Annotated in this window: 14 protein-coding genes and 1 pseudogene; 8 read left to right on the top strand and 7 right to left on the bottom strand. The window is 71.5% G+C overall.

Annotated elements, in window-relative coordinates:
• Positions 1-67 precede the first annotated feature (67 nt).
• Positions 68-397 carry a hypothetical protein gene (locus tag ACSMXR_RS21135; protein ID WP_030087430.1) on the top strand — a complete coding sequence of 110 codons (330 nt, stop codon included), beginning with the start codon at positions 68-70 and terminating at the stop codon, positions 395-397.
• A gap of 18 nt (positions 398-415) precedes the next feature.
• Here ACSMXR_RS21135 and ACSMXR_RS21140 read toward each other — a convergent pair whose 3' ends face one another.
• From ACSMXR_RS21140 to ACSMXR_RS21150, 3 genes are all read right to left on the bottom strand, one after another.
• Positions 416-1,978 carry a helix-turn-helix domain-containing protein gene (locus tag ACSMXR_RS21140; protein ID WP_473169659.1) on the bottom strand — a complete coding sequence of 521 codons (1,563 nt, stop codon included), beginning with the start codon at positions 1,976-1,978 and terminating at the stop codon, positions 416-418.
• Between the two features lie 73 nt (positions 1,979-2,051).
• Positions 2,052-2,858: an SAM-dependent methyltransferase gene (locus ACSMXR_RS21145; RefSeq protein ID WP_103507725.1), complete on the bottom strand. Its 807-nt coding sequence runs from the start codon at positions 2,856-2,858 to the stop codon at positions 2,052-2,054.
• Entirely contained in the window at positions 2,833-3,702 is an 870-nt protein-coding gene (locus tag ACSMXR_RS21150; RefSeq protein ID WP_473169660.1) for a helix-turn-helix domain-containing protein, read from the bottom strand. Before ACSMXR_RS21150 ends, ACSMXR_RS21145 begins: the two co-directional genes overlap by 26 nt.
• 331 nt (positions 3,703-4,033) lie before the next feature.
• Here ACSMXR_RS21150 and ACSMXR_RS21155 point away from each other — a divergent pair, with 331 nt between their 5' ends.
• From ACSMXR_RS21155 to ACSMXR_RS21175, 5 genes are all read left to right on the top strand, one after another.
• The gene (locus ACSMXR_RS21155) at positions 4,034-4,429 is read left to right on the top strand and encodes a hypothetical protein (protein WP_137234729.1); all 396 of its coding nucleotides are present in this window, start codon (positions 4,034-4,036) and stop codon (positions 4,427-4,429) included.
• Between the two features lie 48 nt (positions 4,430-4,477).
• Positions 4,478-5,419 carry a class I SAM-dependent methyltransferase gene (locus ACSMXR_RS21160; RefSeq protein ID WP_473169661.1) on the top strand — a complete coding sequence of 314 codons (942 nt, stop codon included), beginning with the start codon at positions 4,478-4,480 and terminating at the stop codon, positions 5,417-5,419.
• 70 nt (positions 5,420-5,489) lie between these two features.
• Positions 5,490-6,008, top strand: coding sequence for a proline dehydrogenase (locus ACSMXR_RS21165; RefSeq protein WP_381852691.1), 519 nt, complete (start codon positions 5,490-5,492; stop codon positions 6,006-6,008).
• A gap of 142 nt (positions 6,009-6,150) precedes the next feature.
• The gene (locus tag ACSMXR_RS21170; protein ID WP_473169662.1) at positions 6,151-6,867 is read left to right on the top strand and encodes a DUF6333 family protein; all 717 of its coding nucleotides are present in this window, start codon (positions 6,151-6,153) and stop codon (positions 6,865-6,867) included.
• Positions 6,868-7,117: 250 nt separating this feature from the next.
• On the top strand, positions 7,118-9,481 hold the full coding sequence (locus tag ACSMXR_RS21175; RefSeq protein WP_473169663.1) for a hypothetical protein: 2,364 nt from the start codon (positions 7,118-7,120) through the stop codon (positions 9,479-9,481).
• An 86-nt stretch (positions 9,482-9,567) separates the two neighbouring features.
• On the opposite strand, the gene ACSMXR_RS21180 is transcribed toward ACSMXR_RS21175, so the two are convergent.
• Positions 9,568-9,975 carry a DUF6336 family protein gene (locus tag ACSMXR_RS21180; protein WP_381790847.1) on the bottom strand — a complete coding sequence of 136 codons (408 nt, stop codon included), beginning with the start codon at positions 9,973-9,975 and terminating at the stop codon, positions 9,568-9,570.
• Positions 9,976-10,164: 189 nt separating this feature from the next.
• Here ACSMXR_RS21180 and ACSMXR_RS21185 point away from each other — a divergent pair, with 189 nt between their 5' ends.
• On the top strand, positions 10,165-10,362 hold the full coding sequence (locus ACSMXR_RS21185; RefSeq protein ID WP_240806062.1) for a hypothetical protein: 198 nt from the start codon (positions 10,165-10,167) through the stop codon (positions 10,360-10,362).
• Between the two features lie 7 nt (positions 10,363-10,369).
• Here ACSMXR_RS21185 and ACSMXR_RS21190 read toward each other — a convergent pair.
• Positions 10,370-10,522: pseudogene (locus ACSMXR_RS21190) on the bottom strand (VOC family protein); the annotation flags it as partial.
• Positions 10,523-10,554: 32 nt separating this feature from the next.
• Here ACSMXR_RS21190 and ACSMXR_RS21195 point away from each other — a divergent pair.
• The gene (locus ACSMXR_RS21195; RefSeq protein ID WP_381790842.1) at positions 10,555-10,944 is read left to right on the top strand and encodes a hypothetical protein; all 390 of its coding nucleotides are present in this window, start codon (positions 10,555-10,557) and stop codon (positions 10,942-10,944) included.
• A 296-nt stretch (positions 10,945-11,240) separates the two neighbouring features.
• Here ACSMXR_RS21195 and ACSMXR_RS21200 read toward each other — a convergent pair whose 3' ends face one another.
• Positions 11,241-12,011, bottom strand: a complete 771-nt coding sequence (locus ACSMXR_RS21200) for a hypothetical protein (RefSeq protein WP_473169664.1) — start codon at positions 12,009-12,011, stop codon at positions 11,241-11,243.
• Between the two features lie 180 nt (positions 12,012-12,191).
• Positions 12,192-12,977, bottom strand: coding sequence for an SAM-dependent methyltransferase (locus ACSMXR_RS21205; protein ID WP_218525251.1), 786 nt, complete (start codon positions 12,975-12,977; stop codon positions 12,192-12,194).
• Positions 12,978-12,998: the final 21 nt, after the last annotated feature.

Genomic DNA, 12,998 nt, shown 5'->3' on the forward strand with positions numbered 1-12,998 from the left:
GACTCGGGGCAGGAAGAAGTCAAGAAAGAAGTCACGGAAGAAATCACGGAAGAAAGGGAGCAGCACGATGACCACATCGATCAGCGACCCGGTGGTGGAGAAGTTCATCGCCACGGTGAACGCGGGTGACAAGGACGCCTTCTTCGCCGACGTCCTCACCGAGGACGCCACGATGTCCGACGACGGCAGCGAACGGGACCTGGCGGCCTGGACGGAGAAGGAGATCTTCTCCCCGAAGGCCAACGGCCGTATGCAGGTCGTGGAGGCGTCCGACGACGGCCGGACCCTCGTCGTCGACTACACGAACGACACCTGGGGCACGATGCGGACCCGCTGGGTCTTCACGGTCTCCGGCGACCGGGTCAGCCGCTTCGAGACGGGCCAGGCGCCGGCCTAGCCGGGTTTTCGGCGGCGGTCACAGCCGGCGGTAGGTGCGGCCGCCGCGCCGGGGGAGGGCCGCCGGGTCGTCGGGGCCGTTCCGGGTGGCCCGGAGCGCGAGGTGGAGTTCGGCGCGCACGGTGGCGTCGGCGAGGTTCTGCGCGAGGTGTTCGGCGCACCGGCCGAGCCAGCTGGTCAGGGTGGTGCGGTGGACGTGGAGTTCGGCCGCCGCCGGGGCGGTCCTGGCGTGGTGGCGCAGCCAGCAGGCGAGCGCGATCCGCAGATGCGGCTCCAACCCGCCGACCAGGCCGTACGCCCAGGACCGGACCGCCTCGCCGTCCAGCAGGCCGTCCGGCAGCGCCGCCAGCCGGTCAGTCCCGGGCGCTCCGGGCGGCAGGGGCGCGTTGCCGCCGTCGTCCGGGCCGGGTGCGCGCAGGGCCAGCAGCAGATGTGCCTGCACGGTGGCGTCCTCCAGGTCCGCGCCGAGCAGCCGGGCGAGCTCGCGTATCCGGGCCCGTACCGTACCGGCGGACAGACCGAGCGCGGCGGCGGCGCGGGGTTTGCTGCCGGTGCGGAGCCACACCAGGAGCAGGTGCCGGTGGGCCGGGGCCAGCGGACGCAGTACGGACTCCGCCCACCGGGCGTACGGCACGGTGGGCAGCAGGGGCGCGAGCCGGGAGGTGCCGACGGCGTCGGCGGGGACGATCCGGCGGTCGGGTGTGGCGCTGTGCCGGGCGGCGGCGGCTCCGCTGTGGGCGGTGGGCATCTCGGCCAGGGGCAGCGGTCCGGCCATGCCCGCGAGCAGCCGGTGCCGCTCGCTCACCCGGGAGACCAGACGCAGGACCCTTCCGTCGTCGCCGCCGTGGTGGAGTTCGGCGACGACGAGTTCGCCGTCCAGCCGGCCCAGCAGGGTGCAGGCACCGGCGTACGGGTCGAGAGAGGGGCGTACGGCCCGCCAGAGGACCTGGTGGGCGGCGGGGATGTCGGCGCCGGCGAGCCGGTAGACCGTGACATGGGTAAGCCGGTTCCCGCCCGGGCCTTCGGTGGCGGGGGCAGTGGCGGTGTCTCGGCCGAGGCCCTCGGCGACGGCGGTGTCGCGGCCCAGGGTCTCGGTGGCGGTGGTCGTGTTCCGGCCCAGGGTCTCGGTGACGACGGAGGTGTGGCCGGCCAGCAGCAGCCGGATGAGGGTGGTGTGCAGCCGCATCTGCTCGCCGCGCAGCTCCGCCGCCCGCTGCCCGCGCACCTCCAGGAGGGCCGCGGTGGTCGCGGCGACATGGCCGGTGTGCTCGGCGGGCGTGGTGGGCGCCGGGGCCAGGACGAGGACCGCTCCGGCCGCCGGGAGCTGGACGCAGTACGGGTGTTCCTGCGGGGCGGCGGCCGCGTGCACGCCGTCGGCGGCGGCCGAGGCGGGCGTGCTGTAGACGGCCCCGGCGATCGGGTCGGCGAGGACCGCCCAGCCCTGGACCAGGGCCGCGGCCTCGGCGACCAGATGCGCACCGGAGCGGGTCGCCGCCCGCAGCAGCCGGCCCGCCGTCTCCCGCCCGTCCCGGGCTCCCCACGAGCCGGCGGCCTCGCGGTCGGTGGTGCCTGTGGTGCTCATGCGCAAGCCTCTGCGGGCGGTGCGCACCGCGCACGGGGAAGGCCCGTGCGCGGCGCGGCGGATGCGGACGTGGTTACGGAACGCGGGCGACCGCGCCCCACCCGGCCCGGGCCGTGGTGGTGCCGGTGTTCGCGTCGGGCCGCCAGTTCGGCCAGGACACCATGCCCGGCTCCACCATCTCCAGCCCGTCGAAGAACGCGATCGTGGTCTCCGGCTCCCGGAAGATGTACGGGATCGCGCCGCTCGCGTTGTACTCGTCCTGCACGGCGCGGTGGGCGTCGTCGGACGCGGTGGAGTGGCTGAGCGAGAGGTAGCTGCCGGAGGGCAGCCGCTCCACCAGCCGCCTTACCAGGGACAGGGCGTCGTCCCAGTCCACGATGTGGCCCAGCACGTCGCTGATCACGAGGGCGACGGGCTGCGTCAGGTCCAGGGTCTTGGCCGCCCCGGTGAGCACGGTCTCGGTGTCGCGCATGTCCGCCTCGACGTAGGCGGTCGCGCCCTCGGGGGTGCTGGTCAGCAGCGCGTGGACGTGCAGCAGCACCAGGGGGTCGTGGTCGACGTAGACGACACGGGACTCCGGGGCTATCCGCTGGGCGACCTCGTGCGTGTTGTTCGCGGTCGGCAGCCCCGCGCCGACGTCCAGGAACTGCCGGATCCCGGCGTCGCGGGCGAGGTGGGTGACGGTCCGGCGCAGGAAGTCCCGGGACTCCTTCGCGAACGTCTCGATCAGCGGGTACTTCTCCCGGTAGGCGTCGCCCGCCGCCCGGTCGGCCGGGAAGTTGTCCTTGCCGCCGAGCCAGTAGTTCCAGACCCGCGCGGAGTGCGCGACGCTCGTGTCGATCTGCGCGGGCAGTTCAGGCCCATTTCCGGTCGTACTCATCCTGTAACGCCTCTCCTGTTCGGGCCGGCCGCATCGCCATCACGCACGACACGTCCAGCATTCCCTGATACGTCTGTACGGGGTGGGGGCTGTCCCACACCTCCGCGGTGCCGGGCAGTCCGCCCTCCCGGACCACATGGTCGGCGATCTCCCGGATCTCCACCCGGTAGAGGGTCAGCGCCGGAACGCCGGTCAGCGGGTGGGGCGGTGCGTACTCGTCGTGCAGCTGCACCGTCACATCCCCGCGCTCCGCGATCTGTTGGAGCTTTCTGAGCTGCTCGCGCATCACCGCGTCGCCGCCGACCCGGCAGCGCAGCGCGGTGACGGGCAGGACCGCCCAGAGCCGGGTCTGCTGTTCCTGGAGCCGCTTCTGACGCTCGACCAGGAAGTCCGCCCGCCGCCGGCGCTCGGCCGCGCCCCGGTCGGGGGTCATGATCTCGTCGACGGCCATCGCGTACGCCGGGGTCCGCAGCAGCAGCGGCACCAGCGCCGGATGCCAGGTGCGTACGACGCTCGCCGCGGACTCCACGCTCATCAGATCCATCAGCCAGGGCGCCATCGCGTCCCGCCATGGATGCCACCAGCCGGGCATGTTCGCGGCGTTGAGCCGTCCCATGATGTCGTCGGCCTCCGCCGCGCCCGCCCCGTAGGCATCGAGGAGGGCGGACACCTGACCCACGTCGAGGGAGGTCTGCGCCTGCTCCAGCCGCCGCAGCGTCGAGGGATGCCAGCCCAACTGCGTGGCGGCCTGCGGGACGGACAGTCCGACGCCCTCGCGCAGCCGCCGCAGGCGGGCCACCAGGACCAGGTGCTGGGCCGTCCGCCCCGACCTCTCGCGCGCCACGCCTTCCCCCTCCCTGTGTCCGGCCCGGTGCCCGGCCCTGTTCCGGCTCGATCTATCCGACATTCCGCGCAGTCTGCGCACAGTGCACACAGCGCACCTTGCGACGCTCGCACGGCGCTCTCAAGGTAAGCATGTCCGACCCCGTCGTACGCCAACTCGGTCAGACCGGGCCGATCTTGCCTCCTCCCCCGCTCCACCGCCCGGCCCGCCTCCTGCCAAGCCCCGCTCCACCGCCCCGCCCGCCCGCCGCGTCGCCCCCCGCCCCAGCCGTTCCGTGCACTGCCGTTCCACGCACCGTCGTTCCGGCGGACCGTTCTCTGGAGCCCACCCCATGAACCACGTGACCCACCCGACCCGCCCGAACCTCCGGTCCGTCGTCACCGCCCCGAGGCCCGCCCCGGCCCCGGCCCGCCCTCTCGACCTGCGGGTCCGCGCCCAGCGGATCCAGATCGACGAACTCATCGTCGACGACCCCCGCAAGGTGCTCGCCCACGCCGGGCAGGCCGTCCTCGACGACCCCGACGCGGCGGCCCTGCTCGGCCTCGTCCCGGCCGGCCCGCTGCCGCTCCCGGCGGCGGCCGCGCTGCTGTGCGCGCTCTACGACACGGACGTCCTCACGGCCATGGGGCTGCGCCTGACCCGCCACACCACCCGCGTCTCCGCCTCCGACCAGCAGACGGAGCCCGTGTCCCTGGTGCGGTCCACCGCCCCGGACCAGGAGGACTGAGCCGCCAGGGGGGGGCGATTTGGCCCGGGCAACGTCTAGCCTCCTCCCATGCCCGACCCCAACGCAGACGCACGCGCGCACGCGCACGTACGACGTGACGACCAACCCGAGGAGACCCGGCGGGCGTTGCTGAGCCGCACCTTCGACGAGGACGCGGAACTGTACGACCGGGCCAGGCCCGGTTATCCGCCGGAGCTGTACGACGACCTCGCGGACCTCGCGGGGGCCCGCCCAGGCCGTCGCGTACTGGAGATCGGCTGCGGGACCGGCCAGGCCACGGTGCCCCTGGCCGCGCTGGGCTGTCGGATCACGGCAGTCGAGGCGGGACCGCGGATGGCCGCGATCGCACGCCGCAATCTGGCGGAGGCGGAGGCGGAGGCGGCGGCGGAGGAGGAGGCGGAGGCGGCGGCGGAGGAGGAGGCGGAGGCAGGGCCCGGGGCCGGAGCCGGGGCGGTGTCGGCGGAGGTGGTGACGGCGGAGTTCGAGAACTGGCCACTGTCGGCGGAGCCGTTCGACGTGGTGCTCGCGGCGACCGCGTTCCACTGGATCGATCCGGCGGTACGCGTGACCAGGGCCGCCGACGCGCTGCGTCCCGGCGGGGCGCTCGCCGTGGTGCGCAACCAGCATGTGAGGGGCGGTACCGAGGAGTTCTTCGTCGAGGTCCAGCGCTGCTACGAGCGCTTCGACCCCGCGACACGGCCCGGCATGCGGCCTCCCGAGGCGGGCGAGGTCGACAACTCCGACCATACGGAGGAGATCGAGCGGAGCGGCCGGTTCGGCGAGACGGTCTTCCGCCGCTACACGTGGGACCTCACCTACACCACGGCGGAGTACCTGGACGTGCTGCGCACCTACTCCGGCCACCGAGCACTGCCGGATGCGGCCAGGAACGGGCTGCTGGCATGCGTGGCGGGCCTGATCGACGGGCACTACGGCGGCCGGGTGACCAAGCGCTACCTGATCGAGCTGGCCGTCTCGCACCGAAGCTGATCGCACCGGCGCCGACCAAGGGCCCACCCGCTCACCGCCTGTCGGCGCGCCGGGCGGCAGACTGACCGGCATGGACTCAGGACTCGCCGCACTGCTGGGCGCCGCCATCGGTTCCGTGGCGACGCTGGGGGCGGCGGTGGCCAACGGCCGTGCCCAGGCGCGCTCCCAGCACGCCCAGGAGAGCCGTCGGCACCGCCGCGACGCGTACGCCCGTTACCTCGGCGCCCTCCACGACCGCGACCTCGCCATGGACGCCGTCCTGGCCGCGCTGCGCGCGGACCACCCCGATCCGGCCGTCATCGACGAGCTGACGGACCGCTTCGTCGCGCTGGCCCGCGAGGTCCACCGCTGCTGCGAGGTCGTCGTCCTGGAAGGCCCGGCATCCGTGGCGGCGGTCGCGGAACGCGTCACCAACGCCTCCGCCGATCTCTCGTACGTGATGCGCCGGATGGCCGAGGACACCCGCGCGGGCGACACCACCCGCAGGGCGGCGGACTCGGCCCTGGCCACGGAACGGGAACGGGCCCTCTACGACACGGTCAAGGAGTTCCGCCTGGCGGCCCGGGCCGCGATCGGCCAGACGGCCTGACCCGAACCGGGCCGCGATCGGTCAGACGGCCTGACCGGGACCGGAAGGCCGTCCGAAGCTCCGTCCGCAGCTCCGGCCTCCCGTTCCTGCCCCGGCTCCGGCTCTCGACGGCGTGTCATCGAGGCCCACTACGGTGGCCCGCATGACCGACACCGATTACTGGACATCCGCACCGGACCGGATCGTGCGCGGCTCCATGGGGCTGTGCCATCTCACCGTGGCCCGGCCGCCGTTCGACGTCGACGCCCGCGGTCTGCCTCCCCAGGACCCGGCGGCGGCACGTGCGTTCGCCGGGACGTTCGAGGGCGTCGAGGAGGTTCTGGAGGACCTCGGGCCGCGCTCGGTGCTGACGCCGTTGCCGTCGTCCGTGCGCGCCGATCTGGACGTCGTCCACGCCGGTGCGTGGGGCGCCATGCTGAGCATCGTGAATCCGGCGTTCGCGGCCGACGGCAACGACGAGCCGTTGAGGTCGGCGGCCACGGAGCTGCGCGAGCGGTTCCCCGACGCGCGGATCGTGGGCCGGGTCGCCTACCGCGGTGGCATGGAGCACACCGAGGACCTCGTGTGGCTGCCGGACGGGGCGATGTTCCACGCCTCCGGCTGGCCCGAGGATGAGCCGTTCGTCGTCAGCGGCGACCCGCACGCGGTGATCGCCTCACTGGAGTTGAAGAGGTGGCAGCTCGACAACGCCGGCGTCGACCTGCGTGAGGCCGCGAACGAGATCGAATGGGCGCGGCTGGCCGGATTGGCGTTGGGGCCTTCGGATCCGTGGGGGTGGGAGGAATTGCAGACGACCGCGTTCCGGGTCCGGCATTCGGAGGATGCGGTGCAGAGTATGGAGGCCTTGTATTTTGTGTGAACTCGTAGTCACAACAAAATAGTTGGGCTATTTCGACACGCCCTGAAACTCTTCCTCCCGCAGGGCGTGCGGGCCCTATGGTGGTCGGGCGGCGCGTACATGTCACGGGGGCCTGGCGTGCCGCCCTCGACCCCTCAGGGCCCCGCACAAGAGGGAAGACGAAGCCTTGAACCACTCGCTCCGAATACCGTCCAGGTGGCGGTTCGCGGCCCGCTTAGCAGCCGCCTTCGGCCTGGCAGCCGCTGTCACGGTGACCGGTCTGCCCGCCATCGAGACCGCCCGGGCGGCCGGGCCGCCCGTATCGGCGAAGCTGAAGCCCGGCTCGGGGAAGCGCTGCGACACCAGGAACGGAATGCCGCCCGCCGCGAAGACCCCGGCGGACTCCGGATTCCCCGACAACCTCACCGGCCCGATCCACAAGGACCGCGCCCTCCCGAAGAACTTCGAATTCGATCTTCCCGGCCAGGCGTACGACGGGCTGAAGGCCCCGACCGCCGCCGAGAAGAACAAGGCGCTGTCCCAGGTGCCCGGGAATCCGGAGAAGAACGTCGCAGCCTGGAAGAAGATCGCCGACGCCTCGGGGAAGCCCGCCGACCGTGCGATGGAGATCTACGCCCGGTATTTCGCGAACAAAGAGGGCCTGAATTTCTCGCACTGGTTCGACAAGCGGTACATCCGGAACCAGGTCAACAACCACAAGGGATCGGGCTTCGAGCGGCAGTTGGTCCGCGACTACAAGCTCATCGGCCCGGACTGGCTGTGCGAGGTGTCCGTCGAGCTGTTCGACCAGAACGGTGAGAAGGTCGGCGAACGCCGGTACGACGCCTACAACAAGGCGAAGAAGGAGTTCAACGAGTTCAAGTCGAACTCCAAGCTGACGGCGAAGCAGCTCGCGAACGACCGCGTCGTCGCCCGGTCGATGTCGGACCACACCTTCCGCTACACCGGGGCGAAGAAGTTCACCGCGGGCCAGGCCAAGCACATCGCCGACCTGGAACGCGACGTACGGAACATGCGCGGCGGGAAGACCGGCCAGGTCCGGGGCAACCAGCGGATGTACAACCCGGTCCCGAAGACCACCCCGATCCGCGGCTACTCCGACCATCAGCGCTGGTTCGCCCCCGCCTGCCAGACCGGCACCAGCACGATGGCCGCCGGCGCCAACACCTGCGGCACCCGGGGCCCCGCCAACGAGCGCGCCCTGTCCTCCGGCAAGACCCTCGAAGAGGCGAAGCGCTTCCAGCGCGACGCCAACCGTCTCGACCCGCGCGGCACGCTCCCCAGGGGCGGCCCGGGCGGCGTCGACTTCACCACCCTCGAACTCCGTTACGTCGGCGGGCTCGGCAAGGGCAAGGGCATGTCGTACTCCATGAAGTCCGACCAGATGCCCGACCCGGACAACAACCCCGGCTTCGGCGGCGAGGTCCGGATGCAGCTCTCCTCCGACGCCCTGTTCACCTGGCTGGCGCTCACCCCCGAGAAGTTCTGGGTGAACCTGAACCCGGACCAGCCGAACAAGGTGATGGACGCGAAGTTCGGCAGGACCGACGCCGGCCGCGTACTCCTGGAGGCCGACCTGGAGATGAAGCACGACTTCAGCGAGGCCGTGAACCCCGACAAGCACCCGGGCGCCAAGCGGTACTGGGACACCGCGCCGCGCCGGAACGGCATGCCGTGCTTCCCGGGCGTACGGATGTGGATCGAGCCCAAGCCGGCTCAGGTCCGTGAGGAGGACGGCGGGATCCACATCCTCGACGCGCCCCTCAAGGTCAGCGCCCAGTGGCTCGACGTGGACTACACCGTTCCCGGCTCCACCGAGTGCACGGACCTCTCCGACGCGGAGAAGAAGGCGATCGAGCGGTCCATCGCCACCAACGTGATGCCGCTCGTGGAGGAGCGCGTCAACACCGACCGCGACTACGCCGACCTGCGGGCCGTGTATACCGCCCGCGTCGCCGCCGAGTACATCCGGCAGCAGGACGCCAAGAAGCCCACGGACTTCCGCGCGATCATCGACAGCAACGACGTGACCCCGTGGACGCTGCGCGACCCCAACAAGGACTGGACCCGTGAGCAGGTCTGGAACCGCTACATGGACTCGATCAAGAAGGGGATCGAGTGGTTCGAGCTGAAGTACGGCGGCAAGGTCTACAACCAGGGAGTCGGCGGCGTCGACTTCTCGAAGCAGCCGAAGCGGAACATCCCGAAGGCCCAGTTCGAGGCGGAGAACCGGGACCTGGGCAACACCGTCACCAACTCCCGCAAGTCCGACGACGCTTCGTACCGCGACCTCGACACGGTCTATCTCGGCGCGGGCCCCGCGGACGAGGGAAGCGGCGAGGACCCGGGCGGCGACCCCACCCCGACGCCGACCCCGTCGGACCCCGGCAAGCCGACCGACCCGCCGTCGTCCCCGGCCCCGGACCCCACCACCCCCGGCGACCACGGCACCCCGACCCCGCCCGGCAACAGGCCGGACCCGGACGGCGACCTCGCCGACACCGGCAGCAGCGCCCCGGTCGGCCTCATCGCGGGCGCCGCCGCCGCGCTCGCGGTGGCCGGCGGAACGCTGATGTGGTGGATGCGCCGACGCCGAGGGACCGCCCAGGAGTAGCCGTACGGGGGCAGTACGCACCGTGAGAACGAAGGGCTCCACCCGCACCCCGGGTGGAGCCCTTCACCGCGCCGTACGGGGCAGGCTCAGGCACCCCACAGCCACGAGCCGTACGCCGCCGACGCGACGAGCTCGCCGAGACCGAAGGCGAACGGCACCGGCACCAGCAGGGCGACACCGGCGCGGACCAGGGCCGGTCCGGCGATGGAGACCACTTCATGGGGACCGCCGGTCGCGAAGAAGTCACGCCACCGCAGGACCTCCCCGGAGCCGCACACCCAGAAGAACAGTCCGGTCAGCAGGAGGACCGTACCGGTCAGGAGCCCCAGGAAGGTGGTCGCCTCCAGCAGGTCCACACGGTCGTCGTGCTCCCGCAGGACGAAGGCGGTGACGACCACGCCGAGCGTGGCGATTCCGCCGTACGCAGCACCGCGCGCCACGACGCCGCCGAGCCGCAGCCGCGGTTCGAGCACCCCGTCCGTACCCCTGCTCATGCGGACCATGTGCGTGCCCCCTTGTCGTCACCGTGCCGCCGAGCTTGTCGTGCCTGTCGTGCCCGTGGCCACGACGCGGCGAAGTCTACGAAGGACGGCACGGTGCCGCACGAGACGCCGGCCCCGGCGGACCAGCACACTGAGGGCATGCGGTACGAGAAGAGATTCGAAAGAGCCAGAATCAGGGCCGTGCAGGCCCTGATCTGGTCGGCCGTTCTCGTCGCCTCACCCGTGCTGCTGATCGCAGGAGCGCCGATCCGCCGCCGCTACCTCCGCCACATCTACCGCGACGGGGCCCCGCCCCTCCTCGACAAGGAGCGCGGCCACGTCAGCGCCCACTACTTCGTCGCCAACCACCCTCTCTTCGCGTGGCTCGGCCGGCAGTGAACGGCCCTCACACGACGTCGAATTCGTTGCCCTCGGGGTCCTTCATGGCGGCGGCGTAGAAGCCGGTGTCCGGGTCGTCCTTGATCCGCAGCACGGTGGCGCCGGCCTCGACCAGCCGCTCCACCGTGGCCCTCACCCGCCGGGTGCGGACCTCCGCAGGCGCCCCTTGGGCCACACCACCAGGAGGAACCGGTGTCATACCCGCATCCGCTCACCCCCGAGGAGAAGCTCGCGGAAGCGAAGAAGCTGTTGCGTCTCCCGCGTGTCGTCGTGATCTGCGGCTCCACGCGCTTCATGACCGAGATGAACGAGGCCGATCTGCGGGAGACCAAAGACGGCAGGATTGTCGTCAAGCCGGGCTGTGACATGAAGTCGCCGCACGAACTCTGGTCCGATCCTGTCGAGGCCGAGGCGTTGAAGGCTCGACTCGACGATCTGCACCGGGCGAAGATCCGGCTCGCCGATGAGGTGCTCGTCGTCGGCGACTACATCGGGGACAGCACCCGAGCCGAGATCGCCTATGCCCGGTCGCTGGGCAGGCCCGTGCGGTTCACGCACCCCGAAGTCGACCCCGACGCCTGACCGCCCGCTACGGGCTCGACAACCATGGACGCCTGTCCGCAGTTTCGAGCGCTCTTAAGGTGCGTGCCGGGACGGGTAGGTGCCAGAGTCACCGTCGTGACCTTGATGAACGTCCTCGTCGACTTCGCCCGGACCGGCCGAATCGGTCCGCTTCACCGCGGCATGCCGCTGGCGGGGGCCGAGGATCTCCTGGGGCCGGGGCGGCCTCCCCCCCCCGCCATCCGTATGCGACCGGCGCGATCTGCACGTAGGCCGCATCCGCGCCGCGTACGCCCGTCGGACCGGCCCTACCGCACCTACACCCGGTCCCCGGTCGACGACTTCGCGCCGGAGGTGGTGTTGCCGAAGTACGTCCAGCGCCAGGTCCCGGACGTGGTGGCCTTCACCGTGGTCTTGAGCGCGCCGGTGCTGTTCGCCTTCACCTTCTTGACCGTCTTGTACGCGGAGGAGCCCGCCGCCTTGAACTGCAGGCTCACCGTGCGGCCGCCGTAGCCCTGGTACGTGTGGGTGTTCCAGTTCGCCCGGGTGACCCGCCCGGTCACGGTGATCGTGCCGCCCTTCCTCGCGGGCTCCGGCGCGGCGTTGACCGTGACCCGGGTGGCCCGCTTGACCTGCAGCGGGAGCTTCTTGTCGTCGACGTCCTCGGCGCCCTTGGGGAGGTACACCTGGGCCGCGGTCTTCCAGGTGCCCGCGTCCTCGTTCCCGAAGTCGTAGTGGCGCGGGTCGATGGTCAGCCACTCCTCGAAGTCGCAGATGCCCTTGGCCTTGTCCACGACCCTGCAGTCGCTGGTGATGATGGAGTTCCACAGCGTCTCGCTGGATCCCACCTTGCCCCGGTAGGGGAACACCATCGGCCCGGAGTGGTACTTCAGCTTGGTCGTCATCCGGAAGGTCGCGTACACCTCGACCTCCTCCTTGACCCCGATCACGATCGGCTTGCCGCCGTTCACCGTGACCCTGGAGAAGGCCACCCCGCCCTCCGCCGCACCGGCGGGCAGCGCCGCCACCCCGGTGAACACGGCCGCCGCCCCACCGGCCACCGCCGCTCTCCACATCGCTCTGCCCATGGCCGGCCCCGCCCTTGTTCTTGTCCGTGCCGGAGGTTCGGTTCTCGCGGCTGACTGTGGGACCTGGGAGGGCCGTACGGGGTTGTACGCGGGGCGGCAACGATTCGGTCACCCGCCGCCCGGCGCACATGGTGGGGCCGGTCGCGTCCCGCTCTCCGGCCGCCCGGGGGCGTTCGCCGCTTACGGGACCCGGGCCACGGCCACGTATATGCCGCTGTGCTCCTGGGCGGGCGCGGGGGTGCCGTTGAACCACTCCGGGGCCATCACCAGGCCGGGGGCGGCGATCTCCAGGCCCTCGAAGAACCGCTCGAACTCCTTGCGGCTCCGCAGCGCCAGCTGGATGCCGCCCTTCTTGTACTCGTCCTCGCTCTGCTGCCCGATCTCCGCGTTCACGTCGGACGCGCCGTGGGACAGCACGACGTAGCTGCCGGGGGCCATGGCGTCCGTGAACGTACGGATGATGCCGATCGGGTCCTCGGCGTCGGGGAGGAAGTGGAGGAGGCCGAGGAGCGACAGGGCGATCGGGCGGTCGAAGTCCAGGGTCTCGCGGGCCGCGTCGAGGATGATCGCGGGCTCGCGGACGTCGGCGTGGACGTAGTCCGTGACGCCCTCCGGCCGGCTGATCAGCAGCGCCTCCGCGTGCCGCAGCACGATGGGGTCGTTGTCGCAGTAGACGACCCGGGCCGAGGGGCGGATCTCCTGCGCCGTCTGGTGCAGGTTCGGCTCGGTGGGGATGCCCGTACCGATGTCCAGGAACTGCGTCACGCCCTCGCCCGCCAGCCAGGCCGTCGCCCGGTTCATGAAGGCGCGCTGCTGGTGAGCGCCGATCTTCGCCTCGACGGGCAGGAGTTCGGCCACCTGCTGGTCCACCGGGTAGTTGTCCTTGCCGCCGAGCAGCGCGTCGTAGACCCGCGCCGAGTGGGGCTTGCTGGTGTCTATCGGGGGGTGAGGCGCCTGTGCCGTCATACCGAACTCCAGATACACGTG

Source organism: Streptomyces sp. DSM 106670 (genome assembly GCF_055792845.1).

Excerpts from the sequence above, each read along its gene's own strand:
- ACSMXR_RS21200 (WP_473169664.1), bottom strand. The coding sequence starts at position 12,011 with ATGGGCAGAGCGATGTGGAGAGCGGCGGTGGCCGGTGGGGCGGCGGCC.
- ACSMXR_RS21165 (WP_381852691.1), top strand. The coding sequence starts at position 5,490 with ATGGACTCAGGACTCGCCGCACTGCTGGGCGCCGCCATCGGTTCCGTG.
- ACSMXR_RS21160 (WP_473169661.1), top strand. The coding sequence starts at position 4,478 with ATGCCCGACCCCAACGCAGACGCACGCGCGCACGCGCACGTACGACGT.
- ACSMXR_RS21180 (WP_381790847.1), bottom strand. The coding sequence starts at position 9,975 with ATGAGCAGGGGTACGGACGGGGTGCTCGAACCGCGGCTGCGGCTCGGC.
- ACSMXR_RS21135 (WP_030087430.1), top strand. The coding sequence starts at position 68 with ATGACCACATCGATCAGCGACCCGGTGGTGGAGAAGTTCATCGCCACG.
- ACSMXR_RS21145 (WP_103507725.1), bottom strand. The coding sequence starts at position 2,858 with ATGAGTACGACCGGAAATGGGCCTGAACTGCCCGCGCAGATCGACACG.
- ACSMXR_RS21170 (WP_473169662.1), top strand. The coding sequence starts at position 6,151 with ATGACCGACACCGATTACTGGACATCCGCACCGGACCGGATCGTGCGC.
- ACSMXR_RS21205 (WP_218525251.1), bottom strand. The coding sequence starts at position 12,977 with ATGACGGCACAGGCGCCTCACCCCCCGATAGACACCAGCAAGCCCCAC.
- ACSMXR_RS21155 (WP_137234729.1), top strand. The coding sequence starts at position 4,034 with ATGAACCACGTGACCCACCCGACCCGCCCGAACCTCCGGTCCGTCGTC.
- ACSMXR_RS21140 (WP_473169659.1), bottom strand. The coding sequence starts at position 1,978 with ATGAGCACCACAGGCACCACCGACCGCGAGGCCGCCGGCTCGTGGGGA.